The organism is Streptomyces sp. NPDC018263 (assembly GCF_055562575.1).
In genome coordinates this window covers 452,963-470,042 of sequence record NZ_JBVHFA010000005.1, presented here as the reverse complement: position 1 = coordinate 470,042, position 17,080 = coordinate 452,963, and the positions used below count along the sequence as shown (strand labels likewise).

At 72.4% G+C, this 17,080-nt stretch carries 15 protein-coding genes and 1 riboswitch; of the genes, 3 read left to right on the top strand and 12 right to left on the bottom strand.

From position 1 onward, the window contains the following. Window positions 1–11 precede the first annotated feature (11 nt). The 9 genes from ACZ3HQ_RS17735 to ACZ3HQ_RS17695 all read right to left on the bottom strand — a co-directional run bounded on the left by ACZ3HQ_RS17735 (window position 12) and on the right by ACZ3HQ_RS17695 (window position 10,658). A complete protein-coding gene (locus tag ACZ3HQ_RS17735; RefSeq protein ID WP_467511869.1) occupies window positions 12–488 on the bottom strand; it encodes an FtsB family cell division protein in 477 nt (158 codons plus the stop codon). 162 nt (window positions 489–650) lie between these two features. After that, window positions 651–1,931, bottom strand: coding sequence for a phosphopyruvate hydratase (eno, locus tag ACZ3HQ_RS17730; protein ID WP_350904023.1), 1,281 nt, complete (start codon window positions 1,929–1,931; stop codon window positions 651–653). A gap of 323 nt (window positions 1,932–2,254) precedes the next feature. Beyond that, window positions 2,255–2,965, bottom strand: a complete 711-nt coding sequence (locus tag ACZ3HQ_RS17725) for a transglycosylase family protein (RefSeq protein WP_467511867.1) — start codon at window positions 2,963–2,965, stop codon at window positions 2,255–2,257. A gap of 4 nt (window positions 2,966–2,969) precedes the next feature. Then, a riboswitch (cyclic di-AMP (ydaO/yuaA leader) is annotated at window positions 2,970–3,148 on the bottom strand. A 202-nt stretch (window positions 3,149–3,350) separates the two neighbouring features. Then, window positions 3,351–4,376: a transglycosylase family protein gene (locus ACZ3HQ_RS17720; RefSeq protein WP_467511865.1), complete on the bottom strand. Its 1,026-nt coding sequence runs from the start codon at window positions 4,374–4,376 to the stop codon at window positions 3,351–3,353. Between the two features lie 123 nt (window positions 4,377–4,499). Then, window positions 4,500–5,867, bottom strand: coding sequence for a cytochrome P450 family protein (locus ACZ3HQ_RS17715; protein WP_467511863.1), 1,368 nt, complete (start codon window positions 5,865–5,867; stop codon window positions 4,500–4,502). Between the two features lie 118 nt (window positions 5,868–5,985). Further along, window positions 5,986–6,999 carry a nucleoside triphosphate pyrophosphohydrolase gene (locus tag ACZ3HQ_RS17710; RefSeq protein WP_467511861.1) on the bottom strand — a complete coding sequence of 338 codons (1,014 nt, stop codon included), beginning with the start codon at window positions 6,997–6,999 and terminating at the stop codon, window positions 5,986–5,988. A gap of 141 nt (window positions 7,000–7,140) precedes the next feature. Continuing rightward, complete coding sequence (locus ACZ3HQ_RS17705) at window positions 7,141–7,779, bottom strand: SurA N-terminal domain-containing protein (protein WP_467511859.1); 639 nt, start codon at window positions 7,777–7,779, stop codon at window positions 7,141–7,143. Window positions 7,780–7,933: 154 nt separating this feature from the next. Then, window positions 7,934–9,676: a M16 family metallopeptidase gene (locus ACZ3HQ_RS17700; protein WP_467511857.1), complete on the bottom strand. Its 1,743-nt coding sequence runs from the start codon at window positions 9,674–9,676 to the stop codon at window positions 7,934–7,936. A gap of 25 nt (window positions 9,677–9,701) precedes the next feature. Continuing rightward, a complete protein-coding gene (locus ACZ3HQ_RS17695; RefSeq protein ID WP_467511855.1) occupies window positions 9,702–10,658 on the bottom strand; it encodes a hypothetical protein in 957 nt (318 codons plus the stop codon). A 133-nt stretch (window positions 10,659–10,791) separates the two neighbouring features. Between ACZ3HQ_RS17695 and ACZ3HQ_RS17690 the strand changes: the two genes are divergently transcribed. Beyond that, a complete protein-coding gene (locus tag ACZ3HQ_RS17690) occupies window positions 10,792–11,235 on the top strand; it encodes a hypothetical protein (RefSeq protein ID WP_467511853.1) in 444 nt (147 codons plus the stop codon). Between the two features lie 11 nt (window positions 11,236–11,246). On the opposite strand, the gene ACZ3HQ_RS17685 is transcribed toward ACZ3HQ_RS17690, so the two are convergent. The 3 genes from ACZ3HQ_RS17685 to ACZ3HQ_RS17675 form a co-directional block, all read right to left on the bottom strand. Continuing rightward, entirely contained in the window at window positions 11,247–12,737 is a 1,491-nt protein-coding gene (locus ACZ3HQ_RS17685) for a protein kinase domain-containing protein (RefSeq protein WP_467512033.1), read from the bottom strand. Window positions 12,738–12,775: 38 nt separating this feature from the next. Beyond that, window positions 12,776–13,366, bottom strand: coding sequence for a hypothetical protein (locus tag ACZ3HQ_RS17680; RefSeq protein WP_467511851.1), 591 nt, complete (start codon window positions 13,364–13,366; stop codon window positions 12,776–12,778). Between the two features lie 126 nt (window positions 13,367–13,492). Continuing rightward, complete coding sequence (locus ACZ3HQ_RS17675) at window positions 13,493–15,577, bottom strand: N-6 DNA methylase (RefSeq protein WP_467511849.1); 2,085 nt, start codon at window positions 15,575–15,577, stop codon at window positions 13,493–13,495. 196 nt (window positions 15,578–15,773) lie between these two features. On the opposite strand from ACZ3HQ_RS17675, the gene ACZ3HQ_RS17670 reads away from it, so the two are divergent. Both ACZ3HQ_RS17670 and ACZ3HQ_RS17665 read left to right on the top strand, forming a co-directional pair. After that, on the top strand, window positions 15,774–16,205 hold the full coding sequence (locus ACZ3HQ_RS17670) for a hypothetical protein (protein WP_467511847.1): 432 nt from the start codon (window positions 15,774–15,776) through the stop codon (window positions 16,203–16,205). A 146-nt stretch (window positions 16,206–16,351) separates the two neighbouring features. After that, window positions 16,352–17,068 (top strand): hypothetical protein, encoded by a 717-nt coding sequence (locus ACZ3HQ_RS17665; RefSeq protein ID WP_467511845.1) that lies wholly within the window; start codon window positions 16,352–16,354, stop codon window positions 17,066–17,068. Window positions 17,069–17,080 lie beyond the last annotated feature (12 nt).

Sequence of the window (17,080 nt, the reverse complement as noted above, 5' to 3'; positions counted from 1 at the left end):
GCGGGTGCCGGTCACTGGTCGGAGGCGTCGGACTTGTCGACGCCGTCCCAGACGTTGGCGTACCAGGGCCGGTGGGCGGCGCCCCGGTCGGTGCGGGACTGCTTGGCGGCGCCCGGGTCGATCACGACGTACCCGGTCTCGCCGGGCATCACATAGTGCAGCCTGCGCCGGATCTGCTGTTCGGCGTAGGCGTCGTCCTGCCAGCGGGCCTTGACGTCCCTGAGCTGCTCCACCCGGGCACGGGCCTGCTCCTGGCGGTTCCTCAGGTCCGCAATCTCGGCGCGCTGGGAGACGTACTGCCGCATCGGGTAGGCGAGCGCCACGATCATCGAGCACAGCACCAGGGCCAGCAGGGCGGCGCGGCCGGTGAGGCGGGAGCGGCGGGCCTGCCGTTTGGTCTGGGAGCGGTAGACGCGGGCCGCCGTCTGCTCACCGAGCAGCCGCAGCCTGGTCGTGGTGGAGAAACGGTCCCGGTCCCTCGCGGCCATCTGGCTCTCCGCCTCCACTGTGCCTGTGCGTCTTGTGCTGTGCCTGTGGTGCCGCGCGCGTGCTGGGCTCACACGCGCGTACGTCCCCGGACACGGTACGGGACCGGGTCCGGGGACGTACGTACGACGGGCGGGGCCGGCTCGCGCCGACCCGCCGGGGTCTCAGCCCTTGAAGCGCGGGAAGGCGCTGCGCCCGGCGTATACCGCGGCGTCGTCGAGGATCTCCTCGATGCGCAGGAGCTGGTTGTACTTGGCGACGCGCTCGGAGCGGGCCGGGGCACCGGTCTTGATCTGGCCGCAGTTGGTGGCGACGGCCAGGTCGGCGATGGTGACGTCCTCGGTCTCGCCGGAGCGGTGGGACATCATGCACTTGTAGCCGTTGCGCTGGGCCATCTCGACGGCGTCCAGGGTCTCGGTCAGCGAGCCGATCTGGTTGACCTTGACCAGCAGGGCGTTGGCGACGCCCTCCTCGATGCCGCGGGCGAGGCGCTCGGGGTTGGTGACGAACAGGTCGTCGCCGACGATCTGCACCTTGTCGCCGATGCGGTCGGTGAGGACCTTCCAGCCCGCCCAGTCGTCCTCGAACAGCGGGTCCTCGATGGAGACCAGCGGGTAGGCCGCCACCAGCTCCTCGTAGTACTCCGTCATCTCGGCGGCGGAGCGCTCCTTGCCCTCGAAGAGGTACTTGCCGTCCTTGTAGAACTCGGACGCGGCGACGTCGAGCGCGAGGGCGATCTGCTCGCCGGGGGTGTAGCCGGCCTCCTTGATGGCCTCCAGGATGAGGTCGAGGGCCTCACGGTTGGAGCCGAGGTTCGGCGCGAAGCCGCCCTCGTCGCCGAGACCGGTGGCGAGGCCCTTGTTCTTCAGGACCTTCTTGAGAGTGTGGTAGACCTCGGCGCCCCAGCGGACGGCCTCGGAGAAGGACTCCGCGCCGATCGGGGCGATCATGAACTCCTGGATGTCCACGTTGGAGTCGGCGTGCGAGCCGCCGTTCAGGATGTTCATCATCGGCACCGGGAGCAGGTGCGCGTTGGGGCCGCCCAGGTAGCGGAAGAGCGGCAGGTCGCTGGCCTCGGAGGCGGCGTGGGCGACGGCGAGGGAGACGCCGAGGATGGCGTTGGCGCCGAGCGAGCCCTTGTTGTCGGTGGCGTCCAGGTCGAACATGGCCTGGTCGATCAGGCGCTGCTCGGTGGCGTCGTAGCCGACCAGCTCCGGGCCGATCTGCTCGATGACGGCGAGGACGGCCTTCTCGACACCCTTGCCCTGGTAGCGGTTCGGGTCACCGTCACGCAGCTCGATGGCCTCGAAGGCACCGGTGGAGGCGCCGGACGGGACGGCGGCACGACCCGTGCTGCCGTCGTCGAGGCCGACCTCGACCTCGACCGTGGGGTTGCCTCGGGAGTCCAGGATTTCCCGAGCTACGACGACGTCGATGGACGGCACGAGCATCTCCTTCATGGATGTGACGCGATGGGTGCGGGGCGTGCGCGGGTGGCACGCCTTGCGTCTAGAGCCTAACCGTCCCAGGGGCGTCGGCCGTCGACCGACCGCCTCGTGGACGGGGTGGGACAGGGAGACCGTACCCATTGTTCCCGCCCGGAACAAAGGGTTCTGGGCAAAGGCTGCGGGCGGGGAGGCGGGCCGGTCGGGGAACGCGCACCGCCCCGGCGCGCGGGGGGAACGCGCACCGGGGCGGGGGGTCCGTCAGGGGACCGGAAGCTCGGAGGCCGGACGGTTCGGGGGCCGGGCCGCCGAGCGGGTCGCGGTTACTTCAGGTGGAGCATCTGGCCGGGGAAGATGAAGTCGGCCTTCTCGACGATGTCCTTGTTCAGGTCGAACAGCTTCTTCCAGCCGCCCTGGACCTTGTGCTTGGCGGCGATGGAGCTGAGCGTGTCGCCCTTGACGACCTTGTACTCGCCGTCGCCCTTCTTGACCTTGCCGCCGGTCGGCGTGGTGACGGTCTTGCTCGCGTCCGGACGCTCGGTGGAGCGGGAGGCGGCCTGGTCGTCGGCGGTGCGCTCGGAGGTGTCGGCCGCGGCCTTGTCCTCCGACGTGGTGTCCGTGGAGGGAGCCGGGCTCGCCGGAGCGGCGGAACCGCTGTACGGCGTGCTGGACAGACCCGTGCCGCAGACCGGCCAGGCGCCCTTGCCCTGGGCGGAGAGCACCTTCTCGGCGACGGTGATCTGCTGCTCCTTGCTCGCCTTGTCGGCGGTGGAGGCGTACTGCGTGCCGCCGTACGCGGCCCAGGTGGAGGCGGAGAACTGGAGCCCGCCGTAGTAACCGTTGCCGGTGTTGATGGACCAGTTGCCGCCCGACTCGCACTGGGCGACGGCGTCCCACTCGGAACCGGTGGCGGCGGAGGCGCTGCCCGACGCCATCACCGGGCCCGCGACGGCCGCGCCGGCGACACCGGCGAGCGCGAGGACACGGACGGTCTTGGACGGGCGACGGTGCTTGCCCTTGCTGGAGAACAGCATGGATCGATCCCCTCACCGACGCCTGCGAGGTGAGCTGTCGGGTTCGGGCCGGTTGAGTTGCCCGGCCACCCCTCCCCGGTACTTCCGGAAGGCGTGGCTCCACCCCAAGCCCGTCCCGGTGTCAGTCACCGGTTCGGGCACCTACCTTGGGTCCCCCGCTCCTGCCTACGGCGCTTGACGCGACGGTTGTCCCCGACGGCCGCTGGCAGGATTCGGCGTTGCGGCCACGGGTGCTCGTGGTGACGAGCGGTCCCGACCGTAGACATGCCGCGCGGCGAAATTCAAAGACGATCAGGTCTTCTGAGAGTCATCCCACACTTTCGCCAAATAGGACATATAAGAATATAGCGGGGCGTCAAATGCCGCTGTGCGCCGTCTGTTCGCCCTATTCGCCCGGCACTTCGAGGGTCTGACCCGGGTCGACATGGTTCGGGTTCGCGCCGATGGCCTGCTTGTTCGCGGAGTACAGGGCCTCCCAGCCGCCGTCCACGTCCAGAGAGTCGGCGATGGACCCGAGCGTGTCACCGGCGCGGACGGTGTAGGTGCCCGGAGAGGCGGTGGCGTGGCGGCCCGTGCCGGCCGTGTGCTGACCCTCCGTCACGCTCTCGTCGGCGTTGCCGCCCCGGTGACGGCCGCCGCCGAGGTCGCCGGTGTCGACGAGGCTCCAGGAGCCGCCGTCCTCCCAGGACTCGTCGTCCTCCGCCGCGGGGGCACTGGAGGGCGAACCGCCGTCCTTGTAGCCGGGGTCGGCGGCCGGGGGCGCGGACGCGTCGGAGCGGGAGGCGCCGGCGTCCTTCCCGGCGTCGACGGAGGCGTCCTTCTCGCCGGCGCTCGGGGACGGCTTGCCGGTCTCCTTGGCGGAGGAGTCGGACAAGTCGGACGGCGGGGAGGAATTGCCCAGTCCGGACGAGTCGGAACCATCGGACGAAGCACCCGCGTCGGGAGCCTCGCTCGACTTGCCGGCGTCCTTGTCCGAGCCGCCCTGGCCGGCGGAGGGGGACTCGCTCACGCCCGTGTCGACGTCCACCGAGCCGGAGTTCGAGGTGAGTCCGGCGAGCAGGGCGCAGGTGGCCCAGTGGGTGGTGCCCTGGTCGGCCAGGATCTTCTCGGCCACCGAGATCTGCTGCGAACGGCTGGCCTGGTCGGCGCTGGCCGCGTACTGCGTGCCGCCGTACTTGTCCCAGTCGTCCTGGGATATCTGGAGGCCGCCGTAGTAACCGTTGCCGGTGTCGGCGCTCCAGGAGCCACCGCTCTCGCACTCGGCGACCTTGTCCCAGGTGGTGCCGTCGGCCGCGTTGGCGCTCGCCGCCCCGAGGAGCGGGATCGCGATGGCGGACGTGGTCACGCCCGCCGCGACGAGGAGCGCCGGAGCCTGGCGGGGGCGACGGTGCCTACCGTTCCCGGAGAGCATGCGGTTGCCTTTCGTGCGACAGCGTTTCGGCGTGGCAAGTGGTGCTCGGCGCCACACTGATGGGTGAACGTAGCGTCAGACGAACACTTGTCACAAGTTCATGCCGCAGAGATCACGTGAAGATCACATAGTTGAACGCCCGTCATGTGCGCCTTCACGACGGGGACCGACCGGTGTGAACTCCACCGGCAGTGTCCGCAGTCCACGCATGATCAGCCCGCCGCGCCAGCGGAGTTCGGCCGGATCGGCCGCCAGGGCGAGGTCCGGCAGCCGGGTGAGCAGGGTGGCCAGCGCGGTCTGGCCCTCCAGCCGGGCGAGCGGGGCGCCCACGCAGTAGTGGATGCCGTGTCCGTACCCCAGGTGCTGGTTGTCGCGGCGGCCGAGGTCCAGCAGGTCCGGGTCGGCGAACCGCTCCGGGTCGCGGTCCGCCGCGGCGAGGACCACCAGCACCGGGTCCCCGGCCGCGATGTCCTGGCCGCCGATGGTGAGCGGCTCGGTGGCATAACGCCAGGTCGCCAGCTCCACCGGCCCGTCGTAGCGCAGCAGTTCCTCCACCCCGGTCTGGAGCAGGCCGGTCTCCCCCGCCGCCAGCGAGAGCTCCAGCCTGCGGCGCTCCTCGGGGTGGGTGAGCAGCGCGTAGGTGCCGTTGCCGATGAGGTTGACGGTGGTCTCGAAGCCGGCGAACAGGAGGATGAAGGCCATGGCGGCGGCCTCGTTCTCGGTGAGGTGCTCGCCGTGGTCGGAGGCCCGGATGAGCGCCGAGATGAGGTCCTCGCCGGGCGCGGGCTCGGCGGGGAGTGCCTGGCGCTTGCGGTGGATGAGGTCCGCGAGATAGCCCCGCATCTTCTTCACCGAACGCGCCACCCCGCCCCTGGGCCCGCCGCCGTGCCGGATCATCATGCCCGCCCAGTCCCGGAAGTCGTCCTGGTCCTCGCGCGGGACGCCGAGCAGGTCGCAGATGGCGTAGATGGGGAGCGGGAAGGCGAACTCGTGGATGAGGTCGGCCGAGCCCTTCTCGGCGAACCGGTCGATGAGGTCGTCCGTCAGCTCCTGCACCCGGCCCGCGAACTCGGCGACCCGGCGCGGGGTGAACGCCTTGCTGACCAGCCGGCGCAGCCGGGTGTGGTCCGGCGGGTCGATGTTCAGCAGGTGGGTCATCAGGTCGGCCTTGCGCTCACCGGGGATACCGGTCTTGCCCTTGGCCTGCGCGGTCTCGGCGTGGTGCGCCGGGTTCTTGCTGAGCCGCTGGTCGGCCAGGGCCTGCTTGGCATCGGCGTACCGCGTGACCAGCCACGCGTCCACTCCGCTGGGCAGCCTGGTCCAGCGCACGGGAGCGTGCTCCCGGAGCCAGGCGTAGGCGGGGTAGGGGTCGGCGGCGAACTCCCAGGTGAAGAGGTCCGGGGCGGGCCCCTGGGCGGGGGCCTCGGCGGAACCCTCGGCGGGGGCTCTGGGGGTGGGGTCGTCGGGGGTGGGCTGGTGCGGCTGGGTCACTCCCCGACGGTATCCGGCGGGCCGGGGTGGAGACGGGTCGGCTCCTTTCTCCTGGTCTGCTCGCGGCCGGCTCTGTGCTGGTGGGGAGCCCCCGCCGGTGTGGGCCGGCCCGGCCGGGCTACTCGGTGTCGTCGTCCTTGTCGATCTCGGCGTCCGGGGCGGGCACGCCCTCGGCGGTGCGTATCGCGTCCCGGTAGACGCGGGCTGCCGCTCTCAGGGCCGCTTCCGGGTCGACGCCCGCCTGTTCGGCGCGGGCGGCCAGGTCCAGCAGTTCGTATCCGATGCCGTCGCCCTGGGGCAGCGGCACGTCCAGGCCGGCGGTGCGGACGCGGGAGGCCAGCTTGGCGGCGAGGGCGAGGCCGGGCTGGCCGAGGGGGACGCCCTCGGTGACGGAGCTGCGCCGCTTCTCCTCGGCCTTGGTGCGCAGCCAGTGCGCCTTGACGTCCTCCGGGGTCTCGGCCTCCTCCTCGCCGAAGACGTGCGGGTGACGGTGGATCAGCTTGGCGACGATGCCCCCGGCGACGTCGTCGATGGAGAAGGGTGCCTCCGCGTCCTCCTCGGCGATGCGGGAGTGGAAGACGACCTGGAGCAGCACATCGCCCAGCTCCTCCCGCAGCTCGTCCCGGTCGCCCGCCTCGATGGCCTCGACCAGTTCGTACGCCTCCTCGATGCCGTACTTGGCCAGGCCCTCGTGGGTCTGCCGGGAGGACCAGGGGCACTCGGCGCGGATGCGGTCCATGACCTGGACGAGGTCGAGGAGGCGGGCGCCGGGCAGGTCGTAGGAGGCGGGGAGCAGCTCCAGTTCGGGCATGTGCACCCGCCCCGATCCGGCGAGCCGGGCGAGGCCGTCGGTGAGGGCGGGCTCTCCCTCACCGGTGGCGACGACGACCACCGTGCGGTCGCCCGCGCAGGCGTCGACCAGTTCCTCGGCGGTCGGCGACGCCTCCGTCACCGCTATCCCGGCCTCGCGCAGATACGGCACCTGCGGATGGGCGCCGTCCGCGCACAGCACGGCGTCGGCGGAGCGCAGCGCCTGCCAGGCGGGCCAGGACAGCAGGCCGGGGGCGACGCGGTGGCTGGTGGTGAGCAGGACGATGCGGCCGGGGGCGGAGGCGGAGCTGATTGCGTTCACGATCCGAACGTAACCCAGGACGCGGAATGGTGGGTCGAGTTGTCCACAGGGGTGGAGGAGTCCTGTGATCGTATGACCGACACGCCGCGCGGGACCGGAAACCAGCAGGTCAACCGGCCGGCCCCACGCGTCCGCGTCCGTTCAGGCGCTCTGCGCCGCCGAGGCATCCCGCAGCCAGGGCGTACGGGCGTCGACCCGGCTGCTCTTGGTCACGTCCCAGGCGCCGTAGCGCGGGTTCACGTCGATGTGGAGTTCCTTGGACGCCCTGGACAGGGCGTCCCAGAACGGGGGCTGGCTGGTGTCGGTGCCGAGCTTGGCGGCGAGCTTCTGCGCCTCGATCTGGAGGCCGAGGTTGTCGTCGAGGCGCTCGGGGGCGATGCCGTACTTCTGGAGCCAGGCGGACTGGAGCTGCTCGGCGCCGCCCGCCTGCTTCTCCAGGTCGGCGTGCATCCGCTGGATCTCCTTGCGGGTGACCGTGACGCCCTGGTCACGGGCGGCGCGGTGCAGCACCTGGTCCAGGACCATGTTGTGCAGGGTGTCGCGGGTCAGGCTGCCGGTGGAGGCCAGGACCTGCTGGTACTGGGCCTGGTCGGACACCTCGGCCCGCTGCGCCGCCCGCACCTCGTTCACCCGGCTCTCCAACTGCGACACGGTGATCCGCTGCCCGCCGACGACGGCCGCCGCGCCCGGATGCGCGTCGTTGCCGCAGGCGGTGAGGAGCGGAGCCGCGGCGGCGATCACGGCGGTGAGGACTAGCGCGGTGCGACGGCGGCGGAGCAAGGGGAACCTCCTGAGGAGATTGTGCGACGGTGCACAAAGTCTTGCGGTGATCGATGTTAGGCAGCCGTACTGCTCCGGCCAACCCATCGGACCAACGATTCACCACGAGTTCGGGCACCGCCGCGTCACTCCGCCGGGGGGCGCGGCGGCCGTCTCATCCCCTCCGGGTGGTCCGCACGATCCGTACCGCGGGCCACACGAGCAGACCGGTGATGCCCCAGAGGAAGCCCGACAGGGCGAGCCACTCCCCCATGGTCAGCTCCGGGTCCTCGGCCTCGAACGCCGTGAAGGAGAGGGCCACGAAGCCGCTGAGCACGGCGAGGATCAGGAGGACGACCAGGCCGATGGACTGTACGACGGTCCGCCGCGTGGGCGTACGGGCGCCCGCGGACCCCTGAGTGCCACCGCCCTCCTGCCGGGCGGCCGAGGACGCCGGCCTGGCCGCGGGCTGCTGCCGGGGCGGCAGCCGCACGACCGCGTGGGGCGGCACGGCGGCGTCCAGGGCGGCCATCGTGTGGGCGTCGATGCCGTAGAGGCCCGGTTCCACCTCGACGGTCAGACCGTCGGTGCCGATCAGGCGCCGGCCGCCGTCGGGCCAGCTCAGCACGGCGGCACAGGCGCGGTAGTGGACGGTGACGGCGCGCTCGGAGCCGCCGGCCGTCCGCCCGGTCAGACTGACGCCGTCGGCGCCCATGACGAGCGACGTGTCACCGCCGTCGCGGGCGGCGAAGCGCCGTCCGGTGACCGCGTACGGGGAGTCGACGGGGGCGGCGGTGTACCCCGCCCAGTCGGCGCTGTGGCCGCCGGGCACTTGGAGGAGGGCGGTGCCCGCCGCTTCCACGGCCACCTGGTGCAGATCGGCGGGGGTGACCGCGCGCAGCTCGGCACGCAGTTCCTCGGCGGTGCGCAGCGGGCGCCCGGCGAGCAGGTCCTCCGCCAGGCCGGGCAGCCTGAGGGCCACCGAGTCGGGGGCGGCCAGGGCGCCGTCGGCGCGGCCGCGCACCGCGTCCAGGTCGGCCTGGGCGATGCGGCCCGCCTGGAACCCGGCGAGCACGTCGACGAAGCCGCCGAGCACCGCGTCCTGCTTGGCGGGCAGGCTGTCCGCGAAGGCGGTGACGAGGGCGTAGCCGTCCCGGCGGGAGGTGAAGTCGCTCGCGGCCGTGTACGAGTAGCCGCCCTCCTGCCGCAGGGCACGGGTCAGTTCGCGCTCCAGGACGCCCGAGTACAGCCGGGCCGCGGCGGTGTCGGCGACCACGGCGTCCAGCAGGACCCCGCCCGTGCCGTCGGAGAAGTACGCGGGAGTGGCGGGGAGCGCCGAGGTCACCGCGGGCATCGGACGCCGGTCGCCCGCGGGCAGCTTGAGGGAGAGGCCGGCCGGGATGTGCTCACCGGCGATCCAGAGCACGGCGTTGTCCGCCGTGAACCAGCTCTGCGCCCACTGCCACACGTCCTGCGCGCTCGCGGTGCGCACTCCCCACTCCGGGTAGCTGACCAGGCCGTACCCCTGCGCGCCGTACCGCCACAGCGGGAGCAGGCCCGAGTCGCGGCGAGACTCCTCGGTGCGCAGGATCTCCCTCTCCGTCTCCAGCCGGTCCATGGGCAGGTCGGTCAGGGAGGCGCAGACACCGGTGAGGTAGGCGACGATCTCGTGCTCGGCGCCCTCCACGTGGAAGTGGGTGAACGCGGCCTTGGTCGCGCCGTTGTAGTGGTAGTCCGCGACCCCCTGGCGGTACAGCGCGAGGTGCTCGATGAGATGGGTGAGCCCCGCCCGGCCGAGGGTCTCGTCGGCGATACCGACCCGGAAGACGAGCCCGGCGCGCATCGGCCCGGCCGCCTGGACGAAGAGCGTGGGTATGCCGTCGACCCGGGTGTGGTGGACGGCTGCGTGCGGGTTCATCCTCGGCCTCTGTTCAGCATGGTGGTCATCCTCGGGCGAGCGCCGCGTCGCGGTGCTTGACGTACGCCTCGGCCGGCTTCCCGAGGTAGCTCCAGGGGAACTCGGACGCCAGGTTGCCGAGGGCGCGGAAGTGATGGGCGGCACGGACGGTGTCCCCCATCAGGGAGAACAGGGCGGCGTACGTGCCCTCGACGCCGACCCAGCCGTAGCCGCGCGCGAAGTGCGGGTGGGCCACCGAGCGGCCGGCGCTCTCCACGAGTTCGGCGTGGACGTGGGGCTGGCGCAGGTACGCGGTGCGCTCCTGGCCGGCGTCGAGTTCCAGCCAGTGTTCGAGGTGGACCTCCGCCACCAGGCCGCCGTTCAGGGCGCCTTCGGGGGCGGCGAGCATGCACTCGCGGGCGAAGCCGTGGGCGTCCTCCCAGGTGCCGCTCCACTTGGGGCACAGTTGCTGGAGCAGCCGGGCCTGGCCGGTGAAGTGGTGCGGGTGGTGCTTGGCCAACTGCCGGTAGCGGCGCCGGGCCTCGTTCTGGCCGAGCTGCAGCCCCCGGGCGGTGTCGAGCCGGGCGGCCCAGGCCGCGTCGGCGGACGGGTCGAGGGCGGTGGCGCGTATGAGGTGCTGCTCGGCGGTCCGCAGATGCTCGTGGAAGGCGGCGAACTGCTCCCGGCTGACGTGCTCGGCGCGGGCCCCGGTGCGTACCGCCCAGCCGATCTCGACCTCCCGGGCGCCGAGCAGCGTCAGGCCCAGCACGTCGTCGGGTACCGTCTCGACCCGTGCGCGCAGGGCGTGTTCGACACCGTCCACCTCGCTGACGATCCGGACCGGGAACGCCCGGTCGGTGCCGTGCGGCAGCCCGTGGAAGTACCGCCACAGCGCCTCCAGGTCGCCCGCGGCGGCGGCCTGCCGGAGCCAGGCGACCTCGGGATGGGCGGACGCGACCTCGAAGTCGGGTGGTGGCAGGGCAGATCCGGAAGCGAACGACATGCGGCGGATACTAGGTGAGACCAGTGACAACCCTGCGCACGGGGCGCCTTCCGGAACTTCCGTACAACCATCGCGGCGCGGCGCGAGTCTCCTTGGAGCCGTTTTTCCCTACAGCGCTTCCCCGGAGTCCCAGATGTCCCTCAATGCCCGCCGCAACCGGCAACTGCTCGAAGCCACAGCCCCCTTGCTCCTCCAGGGCGAGCGGGTGGAGTTCACCTCGCTGGCCGGGGTCGGCTCGGTGTCGGTGCGCAGGCAGGCGCTCACCGCGGCGGTGGTCGGTGTGCTGAGCGCCGGAACGGTGATGGCCACGGTCACACCCCGACCGCTCTACCTGGCGCTCACCGACCAGCGCCTGCTCTTCTTCGACGGCAATCAGGGCCGCAAGCCGGGCAAGCTGGTGCTGAACCTGCCCCGCCCCTATCTCTCCGCGGGCAACTCCAAGAAGGTGTTCCTGGGCCTGCAGTACGCCACCGTCCTCTCGGTGGCCGGCGAGGAGCACGGGCTGAAGGTGACGTTCCCGGTGCAGCACAGGTCGGACGGGCCGCGCTTCGTCTCGGCACTGCCCGTGACCCGCTGACCGGAAGGACTTCAGCGCACCTGGCCCAGCCATTGCAGGGTCCGCCGGATCTCCATCGCCGTGGGGTGCTGGGGGCCGTGCACCCGCTCCACGTCCATCAGCAGCCGCGCCAGCGTGTCGTGCGCGGCCGGGCGGTCGCCGAGGGCGAGCAGCAGGTGGCCGATGCGGCGGCGGACGTCGTGGGCGAGGCCGGGGTCGTCGAACGCGTACCGGTTCTCGTAGTAGGGCAGCAGCGCGCGGTACTCCGCGAGCGCGGCGGCCGGTTCGCCCAGTTGCTCCAGGCACTGTGCCGCCTCGTAGCGGAAGCGCAGGGACTGCTGGTCGGCTTGGCCCGCCTCGGCGGCCCGCTCGTCGGCGAGGCGGCGCAGCTCGGGCAGGGCGCGCCGGTACTGGCCGTCGTCGAGCAGCGTCGCCGCGTACTGCTTGCGCAGGGTGCGGACGACCGGTGAGTGCTCGCCGTGCTGTTCGGCCGCGGTGGGCAGGATCGCGCCGAGGATGTCCACGGCCTGGGTGATGCGCCCCTCCCCCAGCAGCCGCTTGACCTCGTCCACGGCCGCCGCGACATCGGGCTTCTCGTCCACCGGGGGCGCGGGGGCGACCGGGGCGGGCTGCGGCGCGGGGGTGCGGGCGCGGTCCGGCCAGGGGGCGTGCGGGCGCAGGAAGGGACGCGTGGGGTCGAGCGGCGCGCCGGTGGGCATGCCGCGCGCGGGCAGCAGCGGCGCGAGGTCCTCGTACACCTCCTGCGCGGAGGCCGGGCGGGCCTGCGGGTCCTTGGCGAGCAGCCGCAGCACCAGCGCCTCCAGCGCGGCCGGCACCTCGGCACGCAGCCGTCGCACCGGGAGCGGGGGCTCGTAGAGGTGCCGGTGCAGCACACCGAGCGCGGTGGAGCCGGTGAACGGCACGTCTCCGCTGAGCAGTTCGTGCATCAGCACGCCCAGCGCGTACAGGTCGGTGTACGGGCCGACCGCGCCGCCCATCGCCTGCTCCGGCGCCATGTAGGCGGGCGAGCCGATCGGTGAACCGGTGTGCGTGAGGCGGGTGGTGTCGGTGTCCATGACGGACGCCACGCCCAGGTCGAGCACGGTGACCGTGCCGTCCTGCTTCACCATCACATTGCGCGGCTTGAGGTCCCGGTGCACGATCGGCACCGCGTGCACCGCGCTCAGCACGGCGCACAACTGCGCGGCCACCGCGACCGTCCACTGCCACGGGTACGGGTCGTGCTCCGCGAGGTGGTCGGAGAGGTCGGCGCCGTCCACGTACTGCATGACGAGGAACAGCTCCTCGCCCTCGCTGCCCGCGTCGTGCACCGTGACCAGGCCGGGGTGGTCCACCTGCGCGGTGACCCGGCACTCGCGCAGAAACCTGCGGCGCAGCTCGTCCGCCTCAAGACCGGCCACCTTGTCCGGCCGGAGCAGCTTCACCGCCACCCGCCGGTCGAGCCGACGGTCGTACGCCGTCCAGACCTGGCCCATGCCGCCCTGTCCGATCAGTGTGGACAGCTCGTACCGGCCGGCGACGACGCGTCCCTGCGTCACGCTCACCGGCCGCCCTCGGGCTTGCCGTCCTGCCGGCGCAGGTAGTCGCTCAGCTCGTCCAGCTCGGCACGCACCTGGTCGATACGGGCGGGCGCGGGGCGGGGCGGGGTGGGGGGCCGGGGCGGGATGACCTGGGGGGCGGGGTGTTCCGGCGGGGGCGGGGGCGGCATCCGAACCGGCGTGTCCGGGTAGGGCGGGACGGGGTGCGGGTAGCCGTAGGTCACGGGCACGGTCTGACCGTGTGGTGACGCGTAACCGGCCGGGGCGGCGGCCCTGTTGTGGAACCGGATGTCGGCGACCAGGAAGTGGACGGCCGCGCCCAGCGCGACGAACAGGATCGCGATCACCACGGCATCACTCCGCGGGTCGTCCTCCGGCAATTCACCGATGGCCACGAAACAGCCGACGGACAGCACCAGGCTGAGCCAGGACGCCAGCCAGTCGTACCAGCGCCCCCGCAGGAACGCGACCCGGAACAGGGGCACGCACGCGAAGACTCCGCACGACAGCAGGGAGCAGGCGGCCATCAGCACGCGCAGGGTGATGACGGTCCCCGCGCTGCGGGCGGGCTGCGGCTGCCCCTGGCCGTGCATGACTGCTCCTGGACGGTTCGGTATCGGGGTTCGAGCGTATAGGCCCGCACCGACAGGGTGTTACACGTTGTACCGAACCGTTGCCCGGGGTTCAGCTCAGTGCGGCTCGACTCAGTGCGGCTCGACTCAGTGCGGCTCGACCGTTCCGTCCGTGAGCCCGTCGTACATGCCGCGCAGCAACTGCTCCCCCAGCCGGCCCGCTCGGCGCAGCGCCTGCTCGAACTCGTCCAGGGCCCGGAACCGGGCGCCGTAGCGGCGCTGTTCGTCCAGCGGGAGGCGGGGCAGTTGCAGGCGGCGCACGTCGAGCCGGGTGGCGGTGGAGGCGTAGCTGCTGGCCTGGCGGTTGTTGGCGGTGCCGCGCAGGAAGCCGGCGAGGAACCACGCGTCGAGCGCGCCGGAGTCCGGGCGCAGCAGGACGAGGTTGCGGCCGAGGGCCGCGCCCGCCGTCGTCTCGTCCACCACGCGGGCCACCGAACCACCGCCGAGCACCGGTACGACGACGTCGCCGGGCTCGGTCAGCACCGCCTCCTCGTCGCCCTCCGGGAGCGTGCCGGAGGGGGGCGATCCGGCGAGCACGTCGTGGTCGGTGAGGACGGGTACGCGCGCGGGGCTGGTGCCGACGGTGCTGCCGGGGGTGCCTGGCATGCCGCCGGTGCGCAGCAGCAGGGCGCCTCCTCGGGCGAGTTCGCCGATGGTGGTGAGCGGCCAGCGGGCGGGCGGGGCCGGGACGGCGGGGGGCGGGGTGAGGCCGGTGGTGAGGCGGAGGGTGGCGGCCAGGTCGTCCCGGACGGCGGCGAGCTGCTCGACACCGTCGGCCGCGGCGGGGGGCGGGAGGTGGCGGGCGGGGGCGAGGTCCACGTCGTCGTCGAGGAGTTCGATGACCGGTACGGAACGCGCCAGACCGGGTCGCTCCGCGAGCTTCCCCTCACGCGCGAAGGTGCGCCAGGTGTCGAGCGCCGCGTCCCGCACCGCCTGCCAGTCCGGTCCGCCGCGCGCCTCCCCCGCGAACGCCCCGGTGTCCACGAGCAGCACCTCCGGCGCCACCGGCACCCGGCCGGGACGGCGCAGCACCCAGAGGTGGAGGGGGAGGTTGTACGGCGGTGCCGCCCCGACCGGCAACGCGAGCACGGCCCTCAGCGCGCCCCGGCGCAGCAGATCGGCGCGGATACGGCGCCCGGAACGCCGGGAGGCCGCGGCCGGCGGCATGAGCAGCACGGCGGTGCCGCCGTCGGCCAGCCGGGCCAGCGCGTGCTGCACCCAGGCCAGCTCGGACTCGTTGCGCGCCGGGAAGCCGTACTCCCAACGGGCGTCGTAGGCAAGCTCGTCGTGTCCCCAGTTGCGCTCGTTGAACGGCGGGTGACACAGCACGGCGTCGGCCCGCAGCTCCGGGAACGCCTCCGCGCGCAGGGTGTCCCCCACCGCGCCGCGCACGGCCGCGCGGGTGTGCAGCGCGAGTCGCAGCGCGGTGAGCGCGACGAGGTCGGGGGCGCTGTCCTGGGCGTACAGCGCCTGGCCGGGGCGGGCTTCGACGGCACGCAGCAGGGCGCCGGTACCGCAGGCCGGGTCGAGAGCGGTCAGGGCGGGGCCGGCCAACTCGGCCATGAGTCCGGCCAGTTCGGCGGGGGTGGGCGTGTACTGGCGGGAGTGGGCGTCCAGGTACCGGCCCACCAGGAACTCGAAGGTCTGCCGCGCTCCCAGCTCCCCGGCGAGTTCGACCGCACCGCGCAGGAGGGGGACGGAGGGGAGGAGCTGCGGACCGGAGGGAGTGTGAACCGGCGTTCCGCTGTTCACAGAGTCTGCCGCGTTCACAGGCTCACAGCCGAAGCGCGCCGCGATCACCCCGTCGAGCACCCCCGGCAGTCGCGCGGCCAGCCGCTCGTCGGAACCGGCGTCGATGTCGAGCCAGACGGTGGGCCGCTCCTGGACGAGCAGCAGGACACAGCCCACGTGCACCAGAGCCACGGCCGGCCCCTCGGGGTGACCGGTGAGCTGCTGCCAGACCCGCTCCCGCAACGGCACCTCGGCGAGTTTCCCCTGCTCACGCAGCCACGCCTCGACCTCGGCGAGCGCGAAGGAGGGGCTGGTCTCGGTACCGCCGACCGGCTTGGGGAAGTCGGGGTGCCGACGGCGCCAGTTGCTGACGGCGGCCCGGCCCACCCCGGCGAGCCGCGCGATCCCGGCCGCTGTCACCTCTGTCGCGTTGTCCTGCACCGGCCCCGCTCCCCTCGTCCCATGTGTGCACCGAGCATACCGACGCTTCGGCGAATCCGGTTCACACCCGTGTACTCCCATCTTTCTGTTAACCGTGTTGACTCGGTTCACAAGCTCTGCTCTTATTGACCCAGCGAACGAGCGGCCCGCCGGAGGGGGTTGGGCCGTCGGCATCGGGGAGGGACGCGCCGTGGGCATGATGGGCAGGATCGCGCTCAACACAGCCACCGGACTCGTCGTCATCGGCGCCCTCTCCGCGAACGCCGGCCACGGGGGCGACCTCGGCACCGGCAGCTCGGGCGGCGAGGCTTCCACCACCGCCGGAAGCGGGTCCGGTCGGACGCCGGGCCGCTTCGGGGCGCCGGGGGGCGCCGGGTCGGGCACGACGGAGGGCGTGCTGTCCGGTGACGCCGACTTCCGGGTCGGTACGGACATCGCGCCGGGTACCTACCGGTCCAGCGGCAACGCCCGTCGCATCTGCCGGTGGGAGCGCGCCAGGGATGCCGAGCGTCGCTTGGGCTCGGTCATCGCCAGCGGCAGTGGGACCGGCTCCGTGGTCGTCACCGTCCGACCTGCGGACGCCTACTTCAGGTCGACCGGCTGCGGCGGCTGGAAGAAGGCCGACTGACCGGCACCGGGCACCGACTCCGACTCCCCCGCGTCTAGCTTTCGTTCGCGGAACTCTTTCGCCGTCCGGCGCGCTCACGCCCGGACCGCGCGCCCCACTTCTCCTCTCACGACTTCTCCTCTCACGACTCTTCAGTAGGAACTCTCATGCGCATTCCGCCCCGCTTCGTCCAGGTCCTCGCCGTCGCCGCGCTTCCGCTGGCCCTGGCCGCCTGCTCGCCCAGCTCTTCCGACTCCGCCGCGCCGGCCGAGAAGCCGCAGGCGAAGAACCTGAACGCCGGTCTGATGACGGGCACCCAGCTCAAGAAGGCGCTGGCGCCTGCGTCGTTCTTCCCGTCCCACCTCAGCGCGGTCTCCGAAGGCTTCTCGGACAGCGGCGACGACTTCGTCTCCCCCGCCAGCCGGGACACCGCGAAGCCGGACTGCACCAAGTTCGAGAACACGACGTGGCTGGACGTCTCCGGGTTCACGGGAGGCGTGTCGTTCGCACAGGGCGAGTACGCCAACGCGGACGAGACCGAGGAGATGGTCCAGGAGATCGATGTGTTCCAGGGCACGACGGCCGACACCGTGATGCGGCAGATCCGGGCCGCCGCCGGGTCCTGCGCCACGTTCACGGACCTCAACGACCACTCGAAGGTGAAGCTGTCGGGCAGCACCACCTCCGGGCTCGGTGATGACGCCTACACCATGACGATGACCAGCGGTCACTGGGAGAACGGCACGACCCTGGTGGCCGCCCGCGTGGGCAGTGCCGTGGTCACCGTGACCTCCACGACCGGCAAGGACAACGGCGCCGCCAACGCGGCCAAGCTGGCGGGGCACCTCGTGGACTCGCTGAAGACCGCCGGCGCCAAGGGCTGACCGGCCACGGGC